The sequence below is a fragment of the Micromonospora sp. B006 genome (assembly GCF_003408515.1).
GTDB classification, from domain to species: Bacteria; Actinomycetota; Actinomycetes; order Mycobacteriales; family Micromonosporaceae; genus Micromonospora; species Micromonospora echinospora_A.
On record NZ_CP030865.1, the window covers coordinates 943915 to 966982 of the forward strand.

The following is a 23068-nucleotide window of genomic DNA, read 5'->3' on the forward strand; positions in this document are numbered from 1 at the left end:
CCGCCCGGGTGGTGGAACGGCAGACACGGCCGCCTTAAAAGCGGCTGCCGCAAGGCGTGCGGGTTCGACCCCCGCCCCGGGCACATGAACTCTCAGCTTTCCCACAGCTAGCTGTCGCACGCGCGATTGCGGCCACGTTTACCCTGGAGTAGCACGTCTACGTGCGATCGACCCCCTGAGGGAGGCCTGAGAAGTGAAGACCTCGAACCCGGTGCTCGCCCGGCTCGGCCAGGCGGCGGAGCGTGAGCGGGCGGCCGGGTACGCCCAGCCCGGGCCTTACGGTCAGCCCGGATACCCCCAGCAGTACCCCCAGCAGCAGTACCCGCAGCAGCCCTACCCGGGCGGCTACGGCCAGCCGGTGGCCCCGCCCACCGTGACCCCGATGACGCTCGACGACGTGGTCGTCAAGACGGTCCTCATGCTCGCCATCCTCGGTGCCTCGGCCGCGGCGGCCTGGGTGCTCGTGCCGGACTCGCTCGTCGGCGTGGCGTGGATCGGCGCCGCGGTGGTCGGCCTGGTGCTGGGTCTGATCATCTCGTTCTCCCGGATGGCCAACCCGGCGCTCGTGGTGGCGTACTCGATCATCGAGGGCGTCTTCGTCGGCATGGTCAGCAAGGCGTTCGAGGCGCGGTACGACGGGATCGTGCTCCAAGCCGTGGTGGCGACCTTCGGCGTCTTCTTCCTGATGGCGATGATCTACAAGGCGCGGATCATCCGGGCCACCCCGAAGTTCGCCCGCATCCTGGTCTCGATCATGGCGGGCCTCTTCGCGGTCATGCTGATCAACTTCGTGTTGTCCCTGACCGGCGTGAACACTGGCTTGCGGGACGGCAGCAAGTTGGCCATCGGGTTCAGCCTGGTCTGCATCGTGGTGGCGTCGCTGAGCTTCGTGCTCAACTTCGCGCAGATCGAGGAGGGGGTCCGCATGGGCCTCCCGCAGCGCTACGCCTGGACGGCCGCCTTCGGCATCGTGGTCGGCCTGGTGTGGCTCTACATCGAGATCCTGCGGCTGCTCAGCTACTTCCAGGGCGACGACTGACCTCGCTGAACCAAACCCCTAAGAAGTGCCTCTGAGGCGGAACGACGTCGATCACGACGGATTCACGTTCCAGCCCAGAGGCACTTCCATGTTCGCTACCCGCGACCCCGCCGGCGAACGGGCGGCCGGCGCGTGCTGATCGCGGGGTGCCGCGAGGTCACGACTTGTAGACGTTGTACGCCTCGACCGCGCTCCACCGGCATTCGAATCGGTCGACCGGGTCGAGGCTTCCGGTGACCTTGCGCCAGAGGCCCTTGAAGTCGCCGGAGTTGTTGCAGATCGCCTGGAATTGCAACTCCACGCCAGGGGAGTTCTGACACTCACTCCACGTTGCGGTCTTGCGCCAGTGGGCAGCGCAGCCCTTGTGACGGGAAGTGTCGCCGGCGGCTTGCGCGGGTGGTGGCACCAACAACGCGGCCGCGGCGAAGCTTGCGAGCACGCCCGCAGCAGCAAGATTGAGTTTGCGATTCACTATTCCTCCTCAGCTCTGGGCAATATCGGGTCGAGCCTCGCCGATGTATGCACCTGGAGCGCATACGTGCGCGACTCGGCGTATGCGGACGACATGCGGAGGCTGTCGATATTGGGCGCTAACCCGCGGGCCGCGGTGACAGGATGCGAGCACCGACCCGCTGAGTCGTCAATCTACTGAGGGAGCGCCGACATGCAGCTGCGACGATCGAGCAAAGCGGTTATCGGACTAATGACAGGGCTTGCAGGTCTGATTCTCGTGGCACCGCCCGCCCAGGCAGGTGGCGACACAAGCCGCTACCACGGATGTGCCGCGCACTGGCGGGAGACCGCAACCTGGAACGAATGCCAGAACGCGACCGGAGTTGACGTCCGGCTCGAAAGTGATTGCAACAATCAGGGTGACTACACGGGGAGTTACAAGTACGTGAAGGGCACCGTCAATCCGCTTGACCGGTTCGAGTGCCGATGGAAGGCCAACGGTGCCGCGCTCGGGTTCAAGTAGATCCGCCTGATAGTCGGCCGGTCCGACCGTACGCTGCGGGAGCATCCGAGAACAGCCGAATTCTGTGATGCAGGAATTTGATTCAGGAATCGACGGGGGAAATCATGAGGACGAAGCCGGCCCTGTTGGCCGTTGCCGTGATGATCGGTACCGCTATTGCGCTGCCGGGGAGCAATCCGGCCATGGCGGACGGAGACACCAGTCGGCAGTACGGGTGCGCAGCACACTGGCGTACCACAGCCGCGTGGAATGAGTGCCAGAACTCGCCCGGTGTCAAAATCAGGCTGAGAGTCGACTGCGACTGGCAACTCGACTACAGTGGGCAATGGCGTACGGCGAAGGGATCCGTCAATCCGGTGGATCGATTTGAGTGTGACCTACGCGCCTTAAGTGCTGCCAACTCCTTCTCGTAGGGCGAAATAGCAGGGGTGCTTTCCCGCGCCAGATTGACGCGGGAAGGCACCCCTTTACAGAGGGCTGGATGTATGACCAGAGCAATTGAAGCACGAGGAATAACCCAGGGCTACGGAACCAAGAAGGTCTTGGAGAACGTCGACCTCGTGCTAGACAAAGGAATATTTGGGCTATTGGGTCCCAATGGTGCCGGAAAGACGACTCTCCTCAGGACGCTCGCTACGGTCGTTCCTCCCGTGAGAGGTGACCTGACAATTTGTGGCCACCGGCTCGATCGAGCCTTGAACATACGCCTCGCCAGACGGCAGATCGGGTACCTGCCGCAGCACTTCGGCTTCTTTCCGAACTTCACGGTCTATGAGTTCGTGCGCTACTGTGCGTGGTTGCGCGAGGTGGACCGGAAGACGATTCACAAGGCAACGATCGAGGCCATCGAGAGGGTGGCTCTTTCGGCCCAGTCAAAAACGAAGCTGCGGAAGTTGTCCGGGGGCATGCTCAGACGATGTGGTGTGGCCCAGGCGATCGTGGGAAACCCCGGGCTCATCTTGCTGGATGAGCCCACAGTGGGACTCGATCCGGCCCAGCGGCTGGAGTTCCGAGATCTCCTACGCTCCTTTTCCGACACCACCGTCGTCCTCAGCACCCATTTGGTCGAGGACGTCTCGGCAACCTGTGACGAAGCCATCGTCATGGACGACGGGGAGTTCCGTTTTCGTGGTACGCCCACCGAGTTGGAGAACGCCGCCCATCGGGGCGCGCGCGGCGACACTGCACTCGAACGGGGCTACACCTCCGTGCTGGAGATGATGAAGGTCCCCTCATGACCAAGATCTTTTTTATCGAGATGCGGCGGTCGCCTCTCAGGTGGTGGCTTCCCTTCCTCGTACTGGTGGATGTCTCCATGCTGTTCAGTCGATCCACGGAGTGGATCGGTGTCTGGCCCCAGACCAGTGCTGCCGCGCAGCTTCCGGTGTTCTACTTCGCCATCATTCTGGCGGCCGGGGCGGCATGGGCTTCCGGCCGGGCGTTCCGTTCCGAAACGACCGAGAACCTGGCGGCGGCGGCCTCGCCGCCCTGGCGTCGGGAGGCAATTCAGCTCGCGACGACGGTCGTCTACGGCCTCATGCCGTTCCTGGTGGGAACAGCTGTCGCGGCGGTGACCACCGCGGTCGGCGACTCCCCACGCGGCTTCCTATGGCCCGGCTACCTGGTCCTGGCCACAGTGCTGATCGTCTGCACCTGCGCGCTGGGTCATCTGTTGGGCCGTACCATCCAGAGCAAGATTGCGGCACCACTCATCGGTCCTGTGGTGGTGTTCATGATCGTCGGGTTCGGTGTACTACCGTTCCTTGAACTCGCGGTCCTGTCCGGCGCTCCGCAGTTCAAGGTCGAGCTGGTTCCCATGCTCGCGCGACTGGCCTTGGCGGCCGCGCTCGTCGGAGCGGCACTCGCGGCGGGCAGAACGGCGGCTGGACGGTCGTGGACGTGGTCGCGGTTCGGGCGCGGCAACCAGTTCCAACATGCCGCCTATCTCGCCTCCGCCGGAGCCGTGGTGCTCTCCCTCGTTTTGATATACGCCGCGGGGCCGCTTCGCTCGGCTCGTCCCGCCCCGGAAGAACCGTTGTGTTCCGACTCCACCCCCAAGGTGTGTGTGTGGCCCGAACAGCGCGTTCACCTGGCCCGGATGGTTCCCGTCGCGGAGAGGCTCGGCGCTCTCTCGTCCGTACTGGTTGTGCCCGGAACGTTCTACGAGGAAGGGCTCCGAGGGCCTCTGGGCAGCAACAGCGACTTCGCCCTCGTGCTCGGAGACTGGGCAGCGACGCGCGGCATGGTGTCCACAGCGCTCAACGACACCTTCGGGGTGCCTGCCTGCGAACCGACGAATGATCTCGACCTCCGGAGGAACGCCGAGGCATTCACGATCCTGAAGGAATGGATCGTCGCTCGTGTGTACGGACCGAAGCCCTCCGACATCCACGGAGGCTTCGAGTACGACGAGGAGGAGCTGGCGCGAGTGCTCACCTCGTCTGAGTCGCAGCAGGTGGACTGGGCGCGGTCCAAGATTGCGATCGTTCGGGAGACAACCTGTGGCGGATAGAACTGAGAGGATCTTCTATCTACGGTCGCGCCGGGCAAGGAGTACTTCGTTCGTCCTCGCACTCATCGGGCTTCTCGCCGCCGTGTGGGGTGCGTTGGAGATGTCCGTTCCCACCGCGACGGCGACCGGATCAGTGGCCATGCCGGTTTGGGTGGTGCTTCCGATCCCGGCCGCCGCCGCGATAGCTGCCGGCATCTGGTCCGAGATGGACATGCTGGAGGCTGGTGCCAGCCGACAGCTCTGGCGGTTCGACCTCACCGCCCTGGTCGCGGGCATGCTCGTGGCGGCGGTCTTTCTGGGACTCGGCCTCGTCGTCGGTGGAGTCGGAAGAGCAGTCCCGGATGCGTTGCGAAATCTCGTCTTCTGGACAGGAGTCGCTCTCGTCTCCGCGGCGCTGTTCGGACGTAGGCTCGCCTGGGCGCTGCCGTTAGCCGCCTTCTTCCCATACGACTGGTTCGGGTTCAGTTACCACACGAACGAACCCAAGGCGTGGGCCACCCCGATGCTTCACCTGTCGGTGGAGACGGCGCTGATCTCGGTGGGGGTCTTCGCCGCTGGAGCCGCCCTAGCCACGAGCCCCAGCGCCCGGCGGTTCAACTTCGGAAGGCACCTGGTGATGTTCCGCCGTTGACGCGCGTCCTGGACCAGTGGACCGGTGCTCGAATCCGAGCACCGGTCCAGGTGTCTCATCCGTGGATTTGGCGTTAAGTCCACGCTCTACGGGCTGCACGAACAGGGCGCCCCGTGACGGGGCGAAATCGATGAACTTTCGCATCGCCCGCGGAGCGCCCTGCGCCAACCGGTCTAGCTGTTGTGAAGGCTCCGGTCAGTCCTGGTTCTCAGCGCCGGAGACCGCCGCTGTCCGAGTCAGAGGCGGAAGCCGTTCCAGGCCTTCGCGGCCCGGTTTATGCATTCGTGTCGGCTTACCGGGTCCTTGGAACCATTCACCGTCACCCAGGGCGAGTAGTAGTCCGGGTTCCCGCTCTCCCAGGTGCAATCGACTTGCAGTTGCACAGTGATGTTGGAACTGTTCTGACACTCGTTCCAGGTGGCGGTGACACGCCAGTGCGCCGCGCAGCCGTGGACCCGTTGAGTATCGCCGCTGGCACTTGCCGTCTGCGGGACGGCGAAGATCGGCAGAAGGGCGACAGCGCTCAGTAGACCCACAAATGGCCTGATGGCTTTCATCTGATATCTCCGCTCTGTCAGGAATGAAAAGCAACCAGGGCGCTGTTCACGTGGTATCTGCATTCATGCTGGTCCGCGGGATCGATCGAGCCCTTGACATATCGGAATCTACCGGTGTAGTCGGACGTGTAGTTGCAGTCGGCCTGCAGTTGGACGTAGATGCCGGGTGAGTTCTGGCACTCGTTCCATGACGCGGTGTTTCGCCAGTGTGCCGCGCATCCGTGCTGGCGCGCGGTGTCACCCGCGGCCAGAGCCGGTGCAGCCGAATATGCAAGAGCGGCTGCGGTGGCCAGTGTCGCCGCCGCAAAAAAGACGTGCTTCTTGCTCCCTCGCATGGGGATTCCCTTCGTGTCTGGTTTTTCCGACGAAAGCTGCGCAGACGTCACAAGTTTCTAACGGAATCCGTTCGACGCGCCGAGGGCTTTGATACGGCATTCGTACGTGTCTACCGGGTTAACCGTTCCCTTGATTGTCTTCCAGGCGCCGTCGTGATCCACTTGCCAGTCGCAATCGGACCGAAGCCTGATCTGCACGCCCGAGCTGTTCTGGCACTCGTTCCAGGTTGCGGTCGCACGCCAGTGTGCTGCGCAGCCGTAGTGTCGACTGGTATCGCCGTCTGCCATCGCCGGCAGCGTCGGTCCCATCGCACTTGCCATTGCTCCCAAGCCAACAGCAAGCGCTGCAACTCTGCGTCTAGCCTTCATTGGACTCCCCTCTGTATGTGACAGGTGAAGTGCGGTCCGAGGACCTGCTTCGCTTCGAATCCAAGTCTGACTTTTCGCTGCACATGTTTCGCATACCTGCGATGCGCCTGCCGTGTGCCGGCCGCCATCCGCCAGGCCGCTGTGGTGGGCTCGGGCGCAGGCGACGGCGCCTCGACCAGCTTGCGGAAATATCGCTCGTACGCAAGCGATCCACCAGGTCGGGCCGCTCGGGCGGTGGGTGGTCTACTGAAAGCGGCGTCAGTCCCGCAGGGCCGTGACCGAGGAGCGCGGCGTGGACGCGTTGCGGGTGGCGTGCTTCCCGCCAGGCCGACGGTCCGGTCTAGAGCCACCCCCTACAACAATCGGTTGAGACTCGGGGATGTAATGCCCGGCCGCGTGATAACTGAGCGACCGGTGCCGTTGAGCCGGTGAAGAACAGCCCGAGATGAGAATTGCTCACCCCGGGCTGCCGGTGTTCTATTGTCTTCGCCTGTGGAAAGTCGTGTTTTTTATACCGGACGCCGGCTGCTCAGTTGCCGCGCCGCGTAGTCGGTATGCGGGTGCTGGGTCGAGCCGGTTGTCTGGGCGAGTACGACGCGCGCCTTCTGGACGAGTTGCACGGCGCACGAGTGGCCACCGATAAGGTTCTGCCCTCTCACCAGAAGGGCCCACCCTCGGTCTCTCGCCGGGTCGGTCGCGAGGAGATTCATCAATCGCGCGACCATGACGTCGAGATCGCCTATCTGGAACTCGATCTCAGCCAGTTCTTCTGTCGTGCTGAGCCAGTCGAGATTGAGCCCGTCGGCGTGCATGCTCATGCTAACGGTCTTGGGTAGGTCGTCACCGGCTCGACCTTGCCAGAGGCTCAGCGCGGCTCGCATCGTGTGAGCTGCGGCAGTCAGATCGCCGCGGGCTTTTAATTGCTGCCCGGCCATCCGGAGCTTCTTGAACTCATTGACATCGAGGTCGGCTTCGTCAAATTCGAGGGCGTAACCGTTCCCGCGATAAGTGACAAGGCGGAGATTGCTGGTTGAGTCGACGAGTGAGCGCCTCAACTTTGTGGCGTAACTTCTGATGTTCGCCTCGGCGGAGGCTGGCGGTTCGTCCCAGAGCCAGTTGAGGAGACGGTAGGTTGACACCATCGTTCCCTGGTTCGCCACCAATGCTGAAATCAAACCGCGAACCATGGTTGTTTCCCATGGTCGGGAATTGATTTGTCCAATGCGCACGTGGCCCAATAGCTTTAAAGTTGTTTTTGAAATGTGCATATCGCCCCCGTTGACGGTATGCTGTAGGGTACCGCATCCATCGATGGCGGGCAAGGCCATTTCCGGTTGCGGATGGCCCGGCATCCCGCGAGTTCGTTGAAGAGGGCGAACGCAGCTGTAGCTCCGAGAAAGGGTGGTTGCCCCGCCAAGTCCATCGCGCAGGGGGCTCAGTCACTGATGGTGATCACGTCATTCGGATGGGCTGGACCGGCTGCCGGGCGTCTAACACTTTCTGGACTTGAGCGGCCGCCAAAAGGGCCGGCGAATGACCTCACGGACCTTGATCAACAGCTCGTGAAAGGTAGAGGACTATGGCGGCCGAAAAGGGTGATGGCCGCGGTCCCTGGTCCTGATGGCGGTCACGTCAGGGCGATGCGGTGCAATGCCTGCCAGGAAGAAGACTTGTCCCTGGGCGGCACCCGAGCACCACCCCGACAGCGACGGGCTCGGCCGCTGCGGCCTGGGTGCTCGTGCCGGCATCGTTCGTCGGCGTGGCGTGGATCGGCGCCGCGGTGGTTGGACTGGTGCTGGGTCGATCATCTCGTTCTCCCGAATGGCCGCGGCCGCGGGCGTCGTTTTCCCGTCCCTGCCGCCCCGCCCGGGGCAGAGTGGGACTCGGGTACGTCGGCGGGAGGTGGTCGCGGTGCGCAGTGCCAATCCGGTGCTGGACCGGCTGGACGACGTCGGCCGCGCCGAACGGCAGGTGCTCGGGGTCGGGACCGCCGACGCGATGACGGTGGCCGACGTGGTGAGCCGGACCGTGGGGCTGCTGCTGGTCACCGGCGTCACTGCGGCGGTGTCCTGGGTGGTGGTGCCGGAGGCCGCGTGGATCTCCGCCGCGCTGGCCGGAAGCGCGCTGGCCAGCCTCGCCCTGGTGCTCGTCATCTCGCTGAAGCAGATCACCAGTCCGCCGGTGATCGTCGGGTACGCGGTGCTGCAGGGGCTGCTGCTCGGGGTGGCCAGCCGCGCCTTCGAACTGGTCTACCCGGGCATCGTGGTGCAGGCGGTGGTCGGCACGTTCGGCGTCTTTCTCGGCATGGCCGCGCTCTACCGGGCCCGGCTGGTACGCGCCACCCCGCGCCTGGCCCGCCTGGTCATCGGCACGCTTGTCGGGATCGTGGCGATCGGCCTGGTGAACCTGTTCGCGTACCTGTTCACCGGACGGCAGGGCGTGGCCGTCTACAGCCTCAGCGACCGGGTGGGCTGGCTGCCGTACGTGTTCTCGGTGGTGGCGATCATCGCCGGCGCGCTCAGCTTCGTCCTCGACTTCGACCTGGTCGAGCGGTCGGTGGCCAACCGGCTGCCCCGCCGCTACGCCTGGTACTGCGCGTTCGGGCTGCTCGTCGGGTTGATCTTCCTGTACTGGCAGATCCTGCGCCTGCTCAGCTACGTACGCCGCTGACCGTAGACTCGGCGGCGATGAGCGCAGCGGAACTGGACCGGGCGGTGACCCTGCTGGTCCGACAGGTGCAGCACTGGCAGCAGCCGCGCTGGTCGGCTCCGGCCGAGGGCGGCAACGTGTCCCGGGCCGACCTGGTGCACAAGCTGGTCCAGGAGATCGCCAACCTGGCCGCCGACGCGGCGGGTGAGCCGCGCCGCGATGTGCCCCGGCTGCCGAGCGACCTGGCCCTGCCCGACCAACTCCGCGTGGTCGCCGCCGACCTGACCCTGGCCGCGCCCCCCGAGCCCGTGCTGACCGAGGCCACAGAGGCGATAACCCGAACCCGCGCCACCCTCTGACCCCGCCCCCTGTTGGGCTGATCATGAGGTTGGCGGCGACAAAACGGACGCGAATCCCCGCCAACCTCATGATCGACGGGGTGGAGGGGATCGGTCAGGGCTTGAGCCAGCGGCGTACCTTGCGGCGTCTTGCCCGGTCGCGTGCCCGCAGGACGGCGGGGCGGTCGTGGCCGGCGGCCTCCGCCTGCCTCGCGTGCAGCAGGCCGTAGGTGAACGTGTTCTCGCCGTCGGCGTACGCCTGGAGCGCCTGCCGCCGGAGCGTCTCCCGGGTCACCACCGAGTCCTGGTGGGTGCCGAGCAGATCCTGTAGCGCCTTGAACCGCTTCACCAGGCGGGCAGCCGCTCTGCCGGCGCTCGGCTCACGCACCTCCACCGCGTACCGGGCGGCCTTGTGCTTCTTGCGCGCCTCGTGCAGCGCCGCGTCCCCGGCCGGCCCGTCGACAGTGAGCGCCCGGTCCAGCCGCTCGTCCGCGCGGCGTACCGCCTTGCCGACCCGGCGGTCCACCCAGCGCCGGCCGACGTCGACGGGTGCGCCGTCGACAAGTCGATCCAGACGGGCCAGCAGCTCGGGATAGCGGTCGGAGTCCAGCGCGGACCGCAGCGCCACCGTCGCCCCGGCCAGGTCGGCCGCGAACCGCTCACCGATCCGCGCGGCCACCGGGCCGAGCACCAGCTCGTCCGGCAACTCGTGCACCGCCTCGGTGAGCCGGGCGGCCATCACCTGGGTGTCGCGGACCCGGCCCAGCTCGCCGCCGAGCCAGCGCAGCTCGGCCCGGACCGCCTCGCTCTCCCGGCGATCCCACAGGCCCCGGAACGTCCGCAGCGTCGCCCGCAACCGGCGGGTCGCGACGCGCATGTCGTGGATCGCGTTCTCGTCACCCTGGTACGCGGCCGCGTGGTTGCCGACGATCGCGTCCCGCTGCGCCCGGGCGTACCCGAGAACCGGACCCGCGGGGCCGTCCGCCGGCTCGTCGTCGAAGCGCGCGATCCGGCCGGCGACGGCCCGGTGCGACTTGCTGACCGCCACCTCCCGGGCGCCGGCCGCGCCCAGCCGCTCGCCCAGCGCGTCGAGCAGTCCTTCGTCGCCCTCGACCAGCTCGATCTCGATCTCGTGCCAGGTCCGCGCGGCACCGTCCACCAGATCCTCGGACCGGACGTCGTCCTCGGCCACCTCGGCCAGCACCCGGCCGTCCGCGTCCAGCAGCCGGCGCTCCCGGCGATGGTTGACCACCCGGGCGGCCGGCGCGACCGGACGGCCCCGCGACGCGCCCCGGATCAGCGCGGCCAGCTCGGCCGGCGGGCCGTCCTCGGACGCACCGGCCGGGAACTGGTGCTCGACCCGCGCGCCGCCGACCGCGCCCACCTTCAGATGCCAGCCCGCGTCGTGCCCGCCGGTACGCCGGCGCAGCGCGTGGCCGCTGCGCAGCAGGAGCAGGTCGTCGGTGTCCCAGTAGACCGCGTCCAGATCCGAGACGGTGGCGTCGGACATGGTCACGACGCCACCGCACCCGGTCAGGTCGGGCAGTTGGAAACCCTCGTCGCCGGAGTACTTGCGCTCACGTTCCACGACGGTCGCCATACGGCCTCCCGTACCCGGCCCGCGCCCCGGCGAACCGGTCTCAGCTCAGTCGCTCCAGCACCATCGCCATGCCCTGGCCACCGCCGACGCACATGGTCTCCAGGCCGATCGTCTTGTCGTGCCACTCCAGCGCGTTGAGCAGCGTGCCGGTGATCCGGGCGCCGGTCATGCCGAACGGGTGGCCGACAGCGATAGCGCCACCGGCGACGTTCAGCTTCTCCTCCGGGATGCCGAGCTGCCGGTACGAGGGGATCACCTGCGCGGCGAACGCCTCGTTGATCTCGACCAGGTCGACGTCGTCGATGGTCATGCCGGCCCGCTTCAGCGCCTGCTTCGACGCCTCTACCGGACCCAGGCCCATGATCTCGGGGGAGAGCCCGGTGACACCGGTGGAGACGACCCGGGCCAGCGGGGTGAGGCCCAGCTCGGACGCCCGCTCGGCGCTCATGATCACCACGGCGGCGGCGCCGTCGTTGAGCGGGCAGCAGTTGCCCGCGGTGATCCGGCCGTCCGGGCGGAACACCGGCTTCAGACCGGACACGGCCTCCAGCGTCACCCCGGCGCGCGGGCCGTCGTCGGTGCTGACAACTGTGCCGTCGGGCGTGGTGACCGGGGTGATCTCGCGGGCCCAGAAGCCGTCCGCAATCGCCTTCTCCGCGAGGTTCTGGCTGCGGACGCCGAACGCGTCCATGTCCTCGCGGGTCACGTCGTACACCTGGGCCAGGTTCTCCGCGGTCTGCCCCATGGCGAGGTAGATGTCGGGGAGCTGCCCGGCCTCGCGCGGGTCCGTCCACACCTCGGCGCCACCCTGGGCGCGGGCCGCGGAACGCTCCCGCGCCTCGGCGAAGCGGGGATTCTCCCAGCCGCCGCCGACCAGCGCCTGCGCCTCCGGCGGCAGCGTGTCCGAGTTGCCCCGGGCGTACCGGGAGACCATCTCCACACCGGCGGAGATGAACACGTCACCCTCACCGGCCCGGATCGCGTGCATCGCCATCCGCGTGGTCTGGAGCGAGGACGCGCAGTAGCGGGTCAGCGTGGCGCCGGGCAGGCCGTCCAGGCCCATCAGGGTGGCGACCACCCGGGCCATGTTGAAGCCCTGCTCGCCGCCGGGCAGGCCGCACCCGAGGTAGAGGTCGTCGATGGTGGTGGGATCGAGCGCCGGGACCTTGTCGAGGGCGGCCTGGACGATGGTGGCGGCGAGGTCGTCCGGGCGGACCTCGCGGAGGGAACCCTTGAACGCGCGGCCGATGGGGGACCGGGCGGTGGCGACGATGACGGCGTCGCGGGGCGACTCAATCGGCATGAGCCAACGTTAACGCGCCAGTAACATGCGCGGGAAGGCGTACAGCGGGCGGGAAATGTCACCCCGTGGGCGGTCGGCGGTGGTGCCGGAACGCGACAGTCGCCGCCGCCTCGACCGCCGGCAGCAGGGCGTGCGCCCAGACCCGGTAGCCGTCGGCGGACGGATGGAAGCCGTCGTGGCAGAGCGTGCCGGCATCCGCGCGGAACACCGGTCCGGTCTCGGTGCCCAGGTCCACCACCGTGCCCCCGGCGTCCAGCACGGCCGCCGTCTGGGCTCGCGCCATCCGCCGGCCGGACCAGCCGAGCACCTGGCGCAGCGGGGCGGCCACCGCGCGTACCGCGCCGAGGTCCGGGCAGGTGCCCACCACCACCTCGACGTGCGCCTCCCGCATCCGGCGCACCGCCGAGCCGAGATAGGCAGCCGCGTCACCCGGGCGACCCAGCGCGGTCGCGTCGTTCGCCCCGATCAGCACCACCGCCACGTCGGGCCGCTCGCCCAGCAGCGCCCGGGCCACCTGGGTCGCCAGGTCGGTGGCGCGGGAGCCGGAGACGCCGACGCTGGACAGGTGCACCCGGCGGCCGTGCGGCCCCTCGGCGAGCAGGTTCGCGAGCTGACCGCCGATCGTCTCCTCGAAGCGGTCGACGCCGACGCCGAGCGCCGACGAGTCGCCGAGCAGCACCAGCCGCAGCGGCGGCGCGTCCGCCCGGCCGACCGAGGCGCGCAGCACCAGACCCAGCTCGGGCTGTGCGTACTCCCGGCTGCGGGCGGCGATGGCCTGCCCGGCGAGGACAGCCGCGCCGCCCACCGTGCCGGCCAGCAGCGACAGGGCCGCCGCCCGGCCCCACCGGGCCGCCTCACCGCGCTCGCTCATGACCGCACTCCGCTTCGCTCCGTGCCGCCACGAGGCACCTCTGCGCTGAGCTGGCTGATTCGCTCGCTGCGCTCGCTCATGACAGCACTCCGCTTCGCTCCGTGCCGCCATGAGGCACCTCTGCGCTGAGCTGGCTGATTCGCTCGCTTCGCTCGCTCATGCCGTTTCCTCCAGGGTGGCCGAGTCGGCGGCGCTGCCGGTCGGGGGTAGCGCGCCGACGCCGAAGAAGGCCCGTCGGCGAAGCTGCGCCCAGCGGCCGCCGGGCCCGCGGTCGCGGCCCCGGAGCTGGGCGCCGCTGACCTCCGTACCGGCGTGCCGGGCCGCCTCGTGAGCCGCCTCCGGGAGCGACCGTACGCCTTCCACGCCGGGCAGGACAGGCCTGCGCTCCGGGACGGCGCCCAGCGCGGACAGCACGGTGGGCAGCACGGCCGCCGCGGCGATCGCGTACCCCTCGGCGGAGGGATGGAACCGGTCCCAGGCGAACATCCGGCCGGGCTCGGCGGCGAACCGTGGCCCGAGCATGTCGCCGAGCGAGACGGTACGGCCACCGGCCTCCACCACGGCCACCGTCTGGGCGGCGGCGAGCTGGCGGCTCCAGCGCCGGGCCAGCCAGCGCAGCGGCGGCTGGATCGGCCGGATGGTGCCCAGGTCGGGACAGGTGCCGACGACCACCTCACAGCCGGCCGCCCGCAGCGTGCGGACCGCGTCGACCAGGTAACGCACTGCCAGCGCCGGCGGCGTGCGGTTGGTGACGTCGTTGCCGCCCACCAGGATCACCGCCACGTCCGGCTCGACCTCCAGGGCGGACTCGACCTGCGGCTTCAGCCCGGACGACAGCGCGCCCACCACGGCGAACCGGTGCAGGCGTACCGGCCGGTGCAGGCGGCGGGACAGCCCGGTGGCCAGCAGCGAGCCGGGGGTCTCCCGGCGCCTGTGCACGCCGTAGCCGGCCGCCGAGGAATCGCCCAGGACGACCACGGTGACCGGCGGGCCGGGCAGCCTCGCGCCGTAGACGCCGTCGCAGCGCGGCGGCGGGGCCTGCGCCATCGGGATGGTGCGGCGGGCCTGCCGGGCCTGACCGAGCAGCACCCCGCCGGTGGCGGCGGTGGCCGCCACCGTGGCGCCCGTGCCGATCGCCGCGAGGCGGGCGATGTGCCGGGCGCGCTGCCAGCGGACCGGCGCGACGGAACCAGCGTCCCCCATGAACCGACAGTATCGCGCCGGTACGACCCCCACTGTCCGCGATCGGATGGCTGGGCGGTGCCCGGATTGGGTACCGATGGGGGTAGCGGGCGCGGGCTTGCCACCGGGCCGCACCATGGTCGGGCGGAGAGGGGCGAAAACATGGGGAAGACGTTGAAGCGCAGCGCCGCGTTCGCCGCGCTGGCCCGGGCGCTGGCGGCGGGTACGCGGGGCGGGCCGTCGCTCGGGGCCCGGCTGGCGGCGCTGCCGCGGATGATCCGCGCGACCACCCGGGGCGAGTACGACGGCGGCCTGCGCCTGGCGCTGATGGCCGGGGCGACCGCGTACATCGTCAGTCCGATCGACCTGCTGCCGGAGATCCCGCTGGCGATCTTCGGGCTGGCCGACGACGCGGTGATGGTCACCTGGCTGGCCGGCAGCGTGCTCGCCGAGACCGAGCGGTTCCTGGAGTGGGAGGCACGTCGCAGCTCGGTCATCCCGGGGCATGTGGTGCCCTGACGGCACGTACGCTGGTCGGCGAACTGACGGCTGACCGACCGCCCCACGACGGCGGCGCGACGAAGGGCACAACGAGGTGCAGTACTACGACAACGTCGTCGAGTTGATCGGCAACACCCCGCTGGTCCGCCTGCGCAACGTCACCGAGGGCATTCAGGCCACCGTGCTGGCGAAGGTGGAGTACGTCAACCCGGGCGGCTCGGTCAAGGACCGGATCGCGCTGCGGATGGTGGAGGACGCCGAGAAGGCGGGGATCCTGCGGCCGGGCGGCACGATCGTGGAGCCGACCAGCGGCAACACCGGCGTCGGGCTGGCCCTGGTGGCCCAGCTCCGGGGCTACCGGTGCGTCTTCGTCTGCCCGGACAAGGTCAGCCAGGACAAGCAGGACGTGCTGCGCGCGTACGGCGCGGAGGTGGTGGTCTGCCCGACCGCCGTCGCGCCGGAGGACCCGCGCTCCTACTACAACGTCTCCGACCGGCTGGCCCGGGAGATCCCCGGCGCGTGGAAGCCCAACCAGTACAGCAACCCGGCCAACCCGCGCTCGCACTACGAGACCACCGGCCCGGAGCTGTGGAAGCAGACCGAGGGCAGGATCACCCACTTCGTCGCGGGCGTCGGCACCGGCGGCACCATCTCCGGCATCGGCCGCTACCTCAAGGAGGCGTCCGAGGGCCGGGTGAAGGTGATCGGCGCGGACCCGGAGGGCTCGGTCTACTCCGGCGGCACCGGCCGGCCGTACCTGGTCGAGGGCGTCGGTGAGGACTTCTGGCCGGAGACGTACGACCGGTCGGTCGCCGACGAGATCGTCGAGGTGTCGGACAAGGAGTCGTTCGAGATGACCCGCCGGCTGGCCCGCGAGGAGGGTCTGCTGGTCGGCGGCTCCTGCGGCATGGCGGTGGTGGGCGCGCTGGAGGTGGCCCGCAAGGCCGGCCCGGACGACGTGATCGTGGTGCTGCTGCCGGACGGCGGCCGCGGCTACCTGTCGAAGATCTTCAACGACAAGTGGATGGCCCGGTACGGCTTCCTGGACGACTCCGGCACCGAGCCGACGGTGGCCGACGCGCTCGCCGGCAAGCCCGGCGGCCTGCCCGAGCTGGTGCACGTGCACCCGACCGAGACGGTCCGCGACGCGATCGACTACATGCGCGAGTACGGCGTCTCGCAGCTTCCGGTGCTGAAGGCCGAGCCGCCGGTGGTGACCGGTGAGGTGGCCGGTTCGATCGCGGAAAAGGACCTGCTCGACGCGCTCTTCACCGGCCAGGCCCACCTGCACGACACGATCGAGCGGCACATGGGCGAGCCGCTGCCGATGATCGGCGGCGGGCAGCCGGTGAGCGAGGCGGTCGGGCTGCTGGAGAAGGCGGACGCGGCGCTGGTGCTGGTCGACGGCAAGCCCAAGGGCGTGCTGACCCGCCAGGATCTGCTCGCCCACCTCGGAGCCCGCTGACCCTGCGCGTGCAAGGAAGGGCCCCTTATTAACACGTGGTGTTAATAAGGGGCCCTTCCTCTACCGGAGGCGTTAATAGGGGGCCCTTCCTTACACCTGGCGGGCGTAGCGGAGCTGGGGGACGAGCGCCGCGCCGATGTGCTCGTTCCGCTGCTCACCGGTGGCGGCCCAGCCGCCGCGCTCGTAGAAGCGGCGCGCGGCGGCGTTGTCCCGCAGCACCCACAACGCCGCCCGGGTCCACCCGCGGGCCCGCATCGCGTCCAGCGCGTCCACCATCAGCGCCCGCCCGGTGCCCCGCCCCCGCTCGGACGGCTCCAGGTGGATCGCGTTCAGCAGCCCGGTCGCCGGGTCGCCCTCGTCGTCCGGCCCGAGGTAGCTGAACCCCACCAGCCGCCCGTCCCGCTCGGCCACTGTCATCCGGTGGTCGGCGCCCTCCCAGGTCAGCCGCTCCACCCAGTAGCGGCCCATCGCCTCGGGCGTCGGGTCGGCCAGCGTTTCGGGCGGCAGGAACGACGAGTACGCCGCCACCCGTGAGCGCTGGTGCATGGCGCCGACCGCCATCAGGTCGGCCTCGGTCGCGGAACGTAGGGAGATCGTCACCCGGGCGACGGTACCCGCCGGGGCGGCACCGGAACCGTCAGCAGATCCTCGGCGATCACCAGATCACCGGTGAAGTGTTCCCGGGCCTCGTCGTGGAAGCGGCGCGGGTCGGCGTACCGCTGGGAGAAGTGGGTGAGCACGAGCGTGCGTACCCCCGACTCGGCCGCCACCCGCGCGGCCTGGCCGGCGGTGAGGTGCCCGACCTCGGCGGCGAGCGCGGCCTCCGACTCCAGGAACGTCGACTCGATCACCAGCAGGTCGGCGTGCTCGGCCAGCGCGTACACCCCGTCGCAGAGCCCGGTGTCCATCACGAACGCGAACCGCTGCCCGGGCCGGGTCACGCTCACCTCGTCCCGGGTGACGCGGCGCCCGTCGCGGTCCAGGTGGCCGTCGCGCAGCAGCCGCCCCACATCCGGACCGGCGATCCCGTACGCGGCCAGCCGCTCCGGAAGCATCCGGCAGCCGTCCGGCTCGACCAGGCGGTATCCGTACGTCTCGATCGGGTGCCGCAGCCGGCGGGCCTCCAGCGTGCCGACGCCGAGCGTGATCCGCTGCCCGTCGGCGTCGATCGGCTCGACGGCGAGTTCGGCGGTCTCGTAGAAGCTGGAGGCGTGGCGCAGCCGGGCGAAGTACTCGGCGCCACCGGCCGGGAAGTGCACAGCCACCGGGTGCGGTACGCGGTCCAGCGAGAGCCGCTGGATCATGCCGGGCAGGCCGAGGCAGTGGTCGCCGTGGAAGTGGGTGACGCAGATCCGGGTCAGGTCGGTGGCTGTGACACCGGTGTGCAGCATCTGCCGCTGGCTGCCCTCGCCCGGGTCGAAGAGGATCACCTCGTCGTCCCAGCGCAGCAGGTAGCCGTTGTGGTTGCGCTGCCGGGTCGGGGCCTGGCTGGCCGTACCGAGCACCACCAGCTCACGCATGGACACGGCATCCTCCGGAAGGCAAAAAGCGACCCCCGGGGCTTCCGCGCTCGCGCGCGGGCCGGCTGGACTGGGCCGGCACCCCGGGGGTCGGGTGGCTGTCGTGGTTTCGCCGCACCGCTGCCACACGGTCTCGACGATCCTGCAGGTGCCCGCCTCGCGGCGGACGAGTTTTGACTGTCGAGGACAGCGGCTAGCGGACAGCCACCTCACGAGTCCGATTGCTATACAAGTCTGGACCACCTCCTTTCCCGTGTACCGCCACGCTATCCACTTCCCGGCGGCCGCGGCAACGGATTTCGATCACAGGCGTCAGTCCAGGCCGATCGGGCCCTCGCGCGGGCCCTCCTCGTTCGCCGGCTGCACTGCCAGCGACGGGAAGTCGGCCAGGTCGCCCTCCGGCTCGGCGTCCCACTCGGGGAACACCAGCGGGCTCTGCAGGTAGAGGCAGAGCAGCTGGGTGAGCTGGTGCAGGCCGTCCAGGTGGGTGCGCTCGTGGCCGTGGGTGGCGTCCACGCCGAAGCCGAGGAGCGCCACCCGGGCGTGCGCCCCGGCCTCGACCGCGGCGGCCACGTCCGAGCGGTAGTAGTCGAAGACGTCCCGGACCAGGTCGACGCCGTGTTCCTTGGCGATCGAGGCGAGGTTGCGGGTCAGGTGGTAGTCGAACGGCCCGACCCCGTCGCCCATGGCGAGCGTCGCAGCGGTCTCCCGGGACTGCTGGCCCGGCGCGACCACCGCCGCGTCGACCGAGACGATCTCCGCGACGTCCGGGTCCAGCCCGTGGCTGGCGCCGTGGCCGATCTCCTCGGTGACGGTGACCAGCAGGTGCGCGGTGACAGCCGGGGTGACCCCGGCCTCGACCATCGCCTTGAACGCGGTCAGCACCGCCGCCACGCCCGCCTTGTCGTCCAGGTGGCGGGACTTGACGTACCCGTTCGGGGTGATGGTCGGGTTGGGCAGGAACGCCACGAAGTCGCCGGCGTCGATGCCGAGCGCCCGCAGCCCGGCCTCGTCGTGCACCGGCTCGTCCACCCGCACCTCGACCAGCTCCCAGCCGACGCCCTGGAGGTCGACCGCCTCGTTGTAGCGGTGGCCGCTCGCCTTCAGCGGCAGCACCTGGCCGGTGACGACCCGCTCCAGGTCGTCGGTGAAGATCCGCACGTGGGCGCCCTCGGCGAAGCGGGCGCTGTGCGTACCGATCGGGTTGACCTCCAGCCGGCCGTTCTCCTTCAGCCGCTTCACCATGCCGCCGATGGTGTCGGTGTGCACCACGATCGCCCGGTCGGCGCCGGTCGACCGGGGGCCGGGCAGACAGGCGCTCAGCGCCCCGCGACGGGTCAGCGTGGAGCTGATCCCGATCGCGGAGAGCCGCTCGCCCACGTACTGCTGGATGTGGTCGGTGCGCCCCGACGGGCTGGGGATCTCCAGCAGCTCCACCAGCACCTGGCGGAGATAGTCGAGGTCGAGCTTGAGCGGTTGGGGTTTGCGTGCGGTCATGCCCCAGAGCCTGCCGCACCGGCAGGCGACCAGAGTCGCTGCGGTGCCCGGGTACCCGGGAAGAGCAGGTCGACGAAACGTTCGGCGGTCGGCTGCGGCTCGTGGTTGGCCAGTCCGGGCCGCTCGTTCGCCTCGATGAACACGTGTTCCGGCCGGTCCGGGGCGGGGACCAGCAGGTCCAGCCCGGTGACCGGGATGTCCAGCGCCCGGCTGGCGGTGACGCACGCCTCGGCGATCGCCGGGTGCAGCTCGGCGGTCACGTCGTGGATCGTGCCGCCGGTGTGCAGGTTGGCCGTCCGCCGGACCGCCAGCACCTCGCCCTCCGGGAGCACGTCGTGCATCCGGTAGCCGGCCTCGGCCACCACCTCGCGGGTCATGTCGTCGACCGGGATGCGGGACTCGCCGCCGGTGGCGGCCGCCCGGCGGCGGCTCTGCCGCTCGATCAGCTCGGTGATGTCGTGCACGCCGTCGCCGGTGATCTGCGCCGGGCGGCGTACCGCGGCGGCGACCACCTCGTGGTCGATCACCACGACCCGCAGGTCCTCGCCCGCGCGCAGCTCCTCGATCAGCACGTCCGGGCAGAACCGGCGGGCCAGCTCGACGGCCGCGGTCAGCGCCTCCGGCGTACGCACGCCGACGGTGATGCCGTTGCCCTGCTCGCCGCGCGCCGGCTTGACCACCACCGGGCCCACGTCGTTGAGGAACGCCACGTCGTCGGGCTCGCCGGTGGCGGTGCGCCCGCGTGGCACGGACAGCCCGGCCTCGGTGAGGATGCGCCGGGTCACCCGCTTGTCGTCGCAGCGGCTCATCGCCACCGCCGAGGTCAGCTCGGACAGCGACTCGCGGGTGTGGATGGTCCTGCCGCCGGTGGTCAGCTTCAGCTCACCCCAGTGCGGGTCGGTCACCTCCACCCGGATGCCGCGGCGCATCGCCTCGTCCGCGACGATCTTCGCGTACGGGTTCAGCTCGTCGTACCCCTGCGGCATGGCGGGCAGGAACAGGCGCTCGTTGATCGGGTTCTTCCGCTTCACGCAGAGCGTGCCGGTGCGGTGGAAGCCGAGGCGCTCGTACAGCCGGATCGCGCCCGAGTTCTCGGCCAGCACGGACAGGTCCACGAACGCCCGGCCGCGCCCGTCGAGCCGGTCGGCGAGCGCGGTGAGCAGCGCCTGGCCGGTGCCGGGCGGGGCGGTGTTGAAGTCCACGGTCAGGCACCACAGGCTGGCACCGTTCTCCGGGTCGCCGAAGACCGCGACGTGGTCCACGCCGGTGATGGTGCCGACCACCTCACCTGTGGTGTCCTCGGCCACCAGGTGCAGGAACCGGTCCGTGCCGGCGTTGTCCACGAGCACCTCGACCGGGGCGGTGACCATGCCGTTGCGGGCGTAGATCCGGTTCACCGCCTCCGCGTCGGCGGCGTCGCGCAGCGGCCGGACGGTCAGCCCGGGCACCTCGCCACCCTCGGTGGCGGCGGGCCGCTTCTCGCCCAGCGGCAGCCGGTACGTCAGCGACGGGTCGATGAACAGCTCGTCCGGCAGCCGGGACACCAGCACGTGCGGGTCGCGCAGGTAGATGCAGATGTCCCGGGCGCCGACCGCCTCGGAGCGCAGCACGTCTGCCACGTGCACCTGGTCGTCGAACGTCTGCCCGAACACCAGCCGGCCCCAGCCGCAGTCCAGCACCACGCCCGAGGCGTCGGTGGACGCGGTCTCCGGCTGCCGCGGCTCCGGCGTACCCGGTGCGACCGGGTCACCGCCGGGGCCGATGCGTTCCCGGCGGCGCCCCAGCACCCGTTCCCGGTCGGTACGCGCCGTTCCGGTGGCGAGGGTGTCGGTCACTGTCAGTCGATTCCGTGGCTCTGGAGCCACATTTCCAGGAGTCCCAGTTGCCACAGCTTGTTTCCGTTCAACGGGGTCAGTTCGGCATTCGGGTCGGCGAGCAGCGCGTCGACGTAGTCGGCGCGGAACAGGTCCCGACGGCGCGCCTCCGGCGAGGTGAGCGCGTCGCGTACCCGGTCGAGGAGCTTGCCCTCCAGGTGGGTGAGACCGGGCACCGGGAAGTAGCCCTTGGGCCGGTCGATGACCTCGTGCGGCAGGACCCGGCGACCGATCTCCTTGAGCACGCCCTTGCCGCCCTGGGCCAGCTTCAGCTCCGGCGGGCAGCTCGCGGCGAGTTCGACGAACTCGTGGTCGAGGAACGGCACCCGGGCCTCCAGCCCGTGCGCCATGGTCATGTTGTCGACCCGCTTCACCGGGTCGTCGGTCAGCATGACCTGGGTGTCGATCCGCAGGCCGGCGTCGACGGCGGTCTGCGCGCCCGGGCGGCCCAGGTGCGCGGCCACGAACTCCCGCGCCGGGTCGCCGTCGGCCAGCCACGCCGGGTTGAGCACCCGGGCCAGTCCGGCCGCGTCGCGGTCGAAGAACGCCTTCGCGTACGTATCGAGCGCCTGCTCCCGGTCCACCCCGGCGAGCGGCGGGTACCAGTGGTAGCCGCCCAGGATCTCGTCCGCGCCCTGGCCCGACTGCACCACCTTGACGTGCTTCGCGACCTCCTGGCTGAGCAGCCAGAACGCGACGCAGTCGTGGCTGACCATGGGCTCGCTCATGGCCGCGACGGCGGCCTCCAGCGGCGGCAGCAGGTCGCCGGTGGGCACCCGGATCTGGTGGTGGTCGGTGCCGAACGTCTTCGCGACCAGGTCGGAGTAGACGAACTCGTCACCCTCCCGCCCGCCCACCGCGTCGAAGCCGATGGAGAACGTGGCCAGGCCGGACTGCACCTGCCCCTCGCCTGCGAGCAGCGCGACGACCAGGCTGGAGTCGAGGCCGCCGGAGAGCAGCACGCCCACCGGGACGTCGGCCACCATACGGCGGCGTACGGCGGTGGTCAGCGAGTCGAGCAGCGCGTCCTGCCAGTCCCGCTCGGACCAGCCGGCCCGCTCGGCGGCGCGGCCGAACGACGGATCCCAGTACACCCGCTCGTGGCTGGAGCCGTCCGCCTCGTACACCCGGACCGTGGCCGGCGGCAGCTTGGTGACGCCGGCGAGGATGGTGCGCGGCGGCGGCACGATGCTGTGGAAGCTCAGGTAGTGGGCGAGCGCCACCCGGTCGATGGTGGTGTCGATGCCGCCACCGGCGACCAGCGCCGGCAGGGTCGAGGCGAACCGCACCACGCCGGGGCTCTCGGCCAGGTAGAGCGGCTTGATGCCGAGGCGGTCGCGGGCCAGCACCAGGCGGCCGGTGTCGCGCTCGCTGATCGCCACCGCGAACATGCCGATGAGGTGGTCGACGAAGTCGAGACCCCACTCGGCGTACGCCTTGACCACGACCTCGCTGTCTCCGGAGGAGAAGAAGCGGTGGCCCTTGGCCTGCAGCTCCGCGCGCAGCTCCCGGTAGTTGTAGATGCAGCCGTTGAACACGCCGGTGAGCCCGGCGGCCGCGTCCACGATCGGTTGGCCGCTCGCGGCGGACAAGTCGATGATCTTCAGGCGCCGGTGTCCCAGCGCGGTCGGCCCCTGCGACCAGACGCCGCTGTCGTCGGGCCCTCGGTCACTCATCGTGGCCGCCATCCGCTCCACGGCCGAGACATCGGCGCGTGAACCGTCACGGCGGAACTCTCCCGCAAGTCCGCACATACGAGCCAATGCTGCCAGAGGTTGTTTCGGTTCGCCTGTTGAGACGATGACGAACGTGTGACAGCTTGCTACGATGCGCCGTCACGCAGGGTGGC

22 protein-coding genes and 1 tRNA gene are annotated in these 23068 nt (G+C 69.6%); 10 read left to right on the plus strand and 13 right to left on the minus strand.

Annotation, left to right across the window (positions count from 1 at the left end):
- Positions 1-2 precede the first annotated feature (2 nt).
- Together MicB006_RS04690 and MicB006_RS04695 are read left to right on the plus strand one after the other, a co-directional pair.
- A tRNA-Leu gene (locus tag MicB006_RS04690) sits at positions 3-83 on the plus strand.
- Positions 84-193: 110 nt separating this feature from the next.
- Positions 194-1039, plus strand: a complete 846-nt coding sequence (locus tag MicB006_RS04695) for a Bax inhibitor-1/YccA family protein (RefSeq protein WP_116504063.1) — start codon at positions 194-196, stop codon at positions 1037-1039.
- Positions 1040-1196: 157 nt separating this feature from the next.
- On the opposite strand, the gene MicB006_RS31620 is transcribed toward MicB006_RS04695, so the two are convergent.
- Positions 1197-1511, minus strand: coding sequence for a hypothetical protein (locus MicB006_RS31620; RefSeq protein ID WP_152037820.1), 315 nt, complete (start codon positions 1509-1511; stop codon positions 1197-1199).
- A 192-nt stretch (positions 1512-1703) separates the two neighbouring features.
- On the opposite strand from MicB006_RS31620, the gene MicB006_RS31625 reads away from it, so the two are divergent.
- From MicB006_RS31625 to MicB006_RS04710, 4 genes are all read left to right on the plus strand, one after another.
- Positions 1704-2015, plus strand: coding sequence for a hypothetical protein (locus tag MicB006_RS31625; protein ID WP_152037821.1), 312 nt, complete (start codon positions 1704-1706; stop codon positions 2013-2015).
- Positions 2016-2500: 485 nt separating this feature from the next.
- Positions 2501-3253 carry an ATP-binding cassette domain-containing protein gene (locus MicB006_RS04700; RefSeq protein WP_116504064.1) on the plus strand — a complete coding sequence of 251 codons (753 nt, stop codon included), beginning with the start codon at positions 2501-2503 and terminating at the stop codon, positions 3251-3253.
- A complete protein-coding gene (locus MicB006_RS04705; RefSeq protein ID WP_116504066.1) occupies positions 3250-4527 on the plus strand; it encodes a hypothetical protein in 1278 nt (425 codons plus the stop codon). Before MicB006_RS04700 ends, MicB006_RS04705 begins: the two co-directional genes overlap by 4 nt.
- Entirely contained in the window at positions 4517-5158 is a 642-nt protein-coding gene (locus tag MicB006_RS04710; protein WP_116504067.1) for a hypothetical protein, read from the plus strand. Before MicB006_RS04705 ends, MicB006_RS04710 begins: the two co-directional genes overlap by 11 nt.
- A 236-nt stretch (positions 5159-5394) precedes the next feature.
- On the opposite strand, the gene MicB006_RS31630 is transcribed toward MicB006_RS04710, so the two are convergent.
- The 3 genes from MicB006_RS31630 to MicB006_RS04715 all read right to left on the minus strand — a co-directional run bounded on the left by MicB006_RS31630 (position 5395) and on the right by MicB006_RS04715 (position 7771).
- Positions 5395-5715: a hypothetical protein gene (locus MicB006_RS31630; protein ID WP_152037822.1), complete on the minus strand. Its 321-nt coding sequence runs from the start codon at positions 5713-5715 to the stop codon at positions 5395-5397.
- A gap of 17 nt (positions 5716-5732) precedes the next feature.
- A complete protein-coding gene (locus tag MicB006_RS31635; protein ID WP_152037823.1) occupies positions 5733-6050 on the minus strand; it encodes a hypothetical protein in 318 nt (105 codons plus the stop codon).
- Between the two features lie 878 nt (positions 6051-6928).
- Positions 6929-7771, minus strand: coding sequence for a BTAD domain-containing putative transcriptional regulator (locus MicB006_RS04715; RefSeq protein ID WP_116504069.1), 843 nt, complete (start codon positions 7769-7771; stop codon positions 6929-6931).
- A gap of 559 nt (positions 7772-8330) precedes the next feature.
- Between MicB006_RS04715 and MicB006_RS04720 the strand changes: the two genes are divergently transcribed.
- Together MicB006_RS04720 and MicB006_RS04725 are read left to right on the plus strand one after the other, a co-directional pair.
- On the plus strand, positions 8331-9089 hold the full coding sequence (locus MicB006_RS04720; RefSeq protein WP_116511175.1) for a Bax inhibitor-1/YccA family protein: 759 nt from the start codon (positions 8331-8333) through the stop codon (positions 9087-9089).
- Positions 9090-9106: 17 nt separating this feature from the next.
- Positions 9107-9427 (plus strand): hypothetical protein, encoded by a 321-nt coding sequence (locus MicB006_RS04725; RefSeq protein ID WP_116504070.1) that lies wholly within the window; start codon positions 9107-9109, stop codon positions 9425-9427.
- Positions 9428-9521: 94 nt separating this feature from the next.
- Here MicB006_RS04725 and MicB006_RS04730 read toward each other — a convergent pair whose 3' ends face one another.
- From MicB006_RS04730 to MicB006_RS04745, 4 genes are all read right to left on the minus strand, one after another.
- Positions 9522-11006 carry a CYTH and CHAD domain-containing protein gene (locus MicB006_RS04730; protein ID WP_116504072.1) on the minus strand — a complete coding sequence of 495 codons (1485 nt, stop codon included), beginning with the start codon at positions 11004-11006 and terminating at the stop codon, positions 9522-9524.
- A gap of 40 nt (positions 11007-11046) precedes the next feature.
- On the minus strand, positions 11047-12309 hold the full coding sequence (locus MicB006_RS04735; protein ID WP_116504074.1) for an acetyl-CoA C-acetyltransferase: 1263 nt from the start codon (positions 12307-12309) through the stop codon (positions 11047-11049).
- Positions 12310-12367: 58 nt separating this feature from the next.
- Positions 12368-13180 (minus strand): SGNH/GDSL hydrolase family protein, encoded by an 813-nt coding sequence (locus MicB006_RS04740; RefSeq protein ID WP_116504075.1) that lies wholly within the window; start codon positions 13178-13180, stop codon positions 12368-12370.
- A gap of 156 nt (positions 13181-13336) precedes the next feature.
- A complete protein-coding gene (locus MicB006_RS04745; RefSeq protein ID WP_116504077.1) occupies positions 13337-14383 on the minus strand; it encodes an SGNH/GDSL hydrolase family protein in 1047 nt (348 codons plus the stop codon).
- A gap of 141 nt (positions 14384-14524) precedes the next feature.
- Here MicB006_RS04745 and MicB006_RS04750 point away from each other — a divergent pair, with 141 nt between their 5' ends.
- Together MicB006_RS04750 and MicB006_RS04755 are read left to right on the plus strand one after the other, a co-directional pair.
- Positions 14525-14881 carry a YkvA family protein gene (locus MicB006_RS04750; protein ID WP_013474058.1) on the plus strand — a complete coding sequence of 119 codons (357 nt, stop codon included), beginning with the start codon at positions 14525-14527 and terminating at the stop codon, positions 14879-14881.
- A 76-nt stretch (positions 14882-14957) separates the two neighbouring features.
- On the plus strand, positions 14958-16328 hold the full coding sequence (locus tag MicB006_RS04755; RefSeq protein ID WP_073824917.1) for a cystathionine beta-synthase: 1371 nt from the start codon (positions 14958-14960) through the stop codon (positions 16326-16328).
- A gap of 90 nt (positions 16329-16418) precedes the next feature.
- On the opposite strand, the gene MicB006_RS04760 is transcribed toward MicB006_RS04755, so the two are convergent.
- From MicB006_RS04760 to MicB006_RS04780, 5 genes are all read right to left on the minus strand, one after another.
- Positions 16419-16928 carry a GNAT family N-acetyltransferase gene (locus MicB006_RS04760; protein WP_116504079.1) on the minus strand — a complete coding sequence of 170 codons (510 nt, stop codon included), beginning with the start codon at positions 16926-16928 and terminating at the stop codon, positions 16419-16421.
- A complete protein-coding gene (locus MicB006_RS04765; RefSeq protein WP_116504080.1) occupies positions 16925-17854 on the minus strand; it encodes a ribonuclease Z in 930 nt (309 codons plus the stop codon). The genes MicB006_RS04760 and MicB006_RS04765 overlap by 4 nt, the downstream gene beginning before the upstream one ends.
- Before the next feature lie 306 nt (positions 17855-18160).
- Positions 18161-19345, minus strand: coding sequence for an osmoprotectant NAGGN system M42 family peptidase (locus MicB006_RS04770; RefSeq protein ID WP_091418524.1), 1185 nt, complete (start codon positions 19343-19345; stop codon positions 18161-18163).
- A complete protein-coding gene (gene ngg, locus MicB006_RS04775) occupies positions 19342-21180 on the minus strand; it encodes an N-acetylglutaminylglutamine synthetase (protein ID WP_116504082.1) in 1839 nt (612 codons plus the stop codon). The genes MicB006_RS04770 and ngg overlap by 4 nt, the downstream gene beginning before the upstream one ends.
- A 2-nt stretch (positions 21181-21182) precedes the next feature.
- Complete coding sequence (locus MicB006_RS04780) at positions 21183-22973, minus strand: N-acetylglutaminylglutamine amidotransferase (protein WP_116504084.1); 1791 nt, start codon at positions 22971-22973, stop codon at positions 21183-21185.
- Positions 22974-23068 lie beyond the last annotated feature (95 nt).

Excerpts from the sequence above, each read along its gene's own strand:
- MicB006_RS31625 (WP_152037821.1), top strand. The coding sequence starts at position 1,704 with ATGCAGCTGCGACGATCGAGCAAAGCGGTTATCGGACTAATGACAGGG.
- MicB006_RS04700 (WP_116504064.1), top strand. The coding sequence starts at position 2,501 with ATGACCAGAGCAATTGAAGCACGAGGAATAACCCAGGGCTACGGAACC.
- MicB006_RS04705 (WP_116504066.1), top strand. The coding sequence starts at position 3,250 with ATGACCAAGATCTTTTTTATCGAGATGCGGCGGTCGCCTCTCAGGTGG.
- MicB006_RS31630 (WP_152037822.1), bottom strand. The coding sequence starts at position 5,715 with ATGAAAGCCATCAGGCCATTTGTGGGTCTACTGAGCGCTGTCGCCCTT.
- MicB006_RS31635 (WP_152037823.1), bottom strand. The coding sequence starts at position 6,050 with ATGCGAGGGAGCAAGAAGCACGTCTTTTTTGCGGCGGCGACACTGGCC.
- MicB006_RS04715 (WP_116504069.1), bottom strand. The coding sequence starts at position 7,771 with ATGCCGGGCCATCCGCAACCGGAAATGGCCTTGCCCGCCATCGATGGA.
- MicB006_RS04725 (WP_116504070.1), top strand. The coding sequence starts at position 9,107 with ATGAGCGCAGCGGAACTGGACCGGGCGGTGACCCTGCTGGTCCGACAG.
- MicB006_RS04730 (WP_116504072.1), bottom strand. The coding sequence starts at position 11,006 with ATGGCGACCGTCGTGGAACGTGAGCGCAAGTACTCCGGCGACGAGGGT.
- MicB006_RS04735 (WP_116504074.1), bottom strand. The coding sequence starts at position 12,309 with ATGCCGATTGAGTCGCCCCGCGACGCCGTCATCGTCGCCACCGCCCGG.
- MicB006_RS04740 (WP_116504075.1), bottom strand. The coding sequence starts at position 13,180 with ATGAGCGAGCGCGGTGAGGCGGCCCGGTGGGGCCGGGCGGCGGCCCTG.
- MicB006_RS04745 (WP_116504077.1), bottom strand. The coding sequence starts at position 14,383 with ATGGGGGACGCTGGTTCCGTCGCGCCGGTCCGCTGGCAGCGCGCCCGG.
- MicB006_RS04750 (WP_013474058.1), top strand. The coding sequence starts at position 14,525 with ATGGGGAAGACGTTGAAGCGCAGCGCCGCGTTCGCCGCGCTGGCCCGG.
- MicB006_RS04770 (WP_091418524.1), bottom strand. The coding sequence starts at position 19,345 with ATGACCGCACGCAAACCCCAACCGCTCAAGCTCGACCTCGACTATCTC.
- MicB006_RS04780 (WP_116504084.1), bottom strand. The coding sequence starts at position 22,973 with ATGTGCGGACTTGCGGGAGAGTTCCGCCGTGACGGTTCACGCGCCGAT.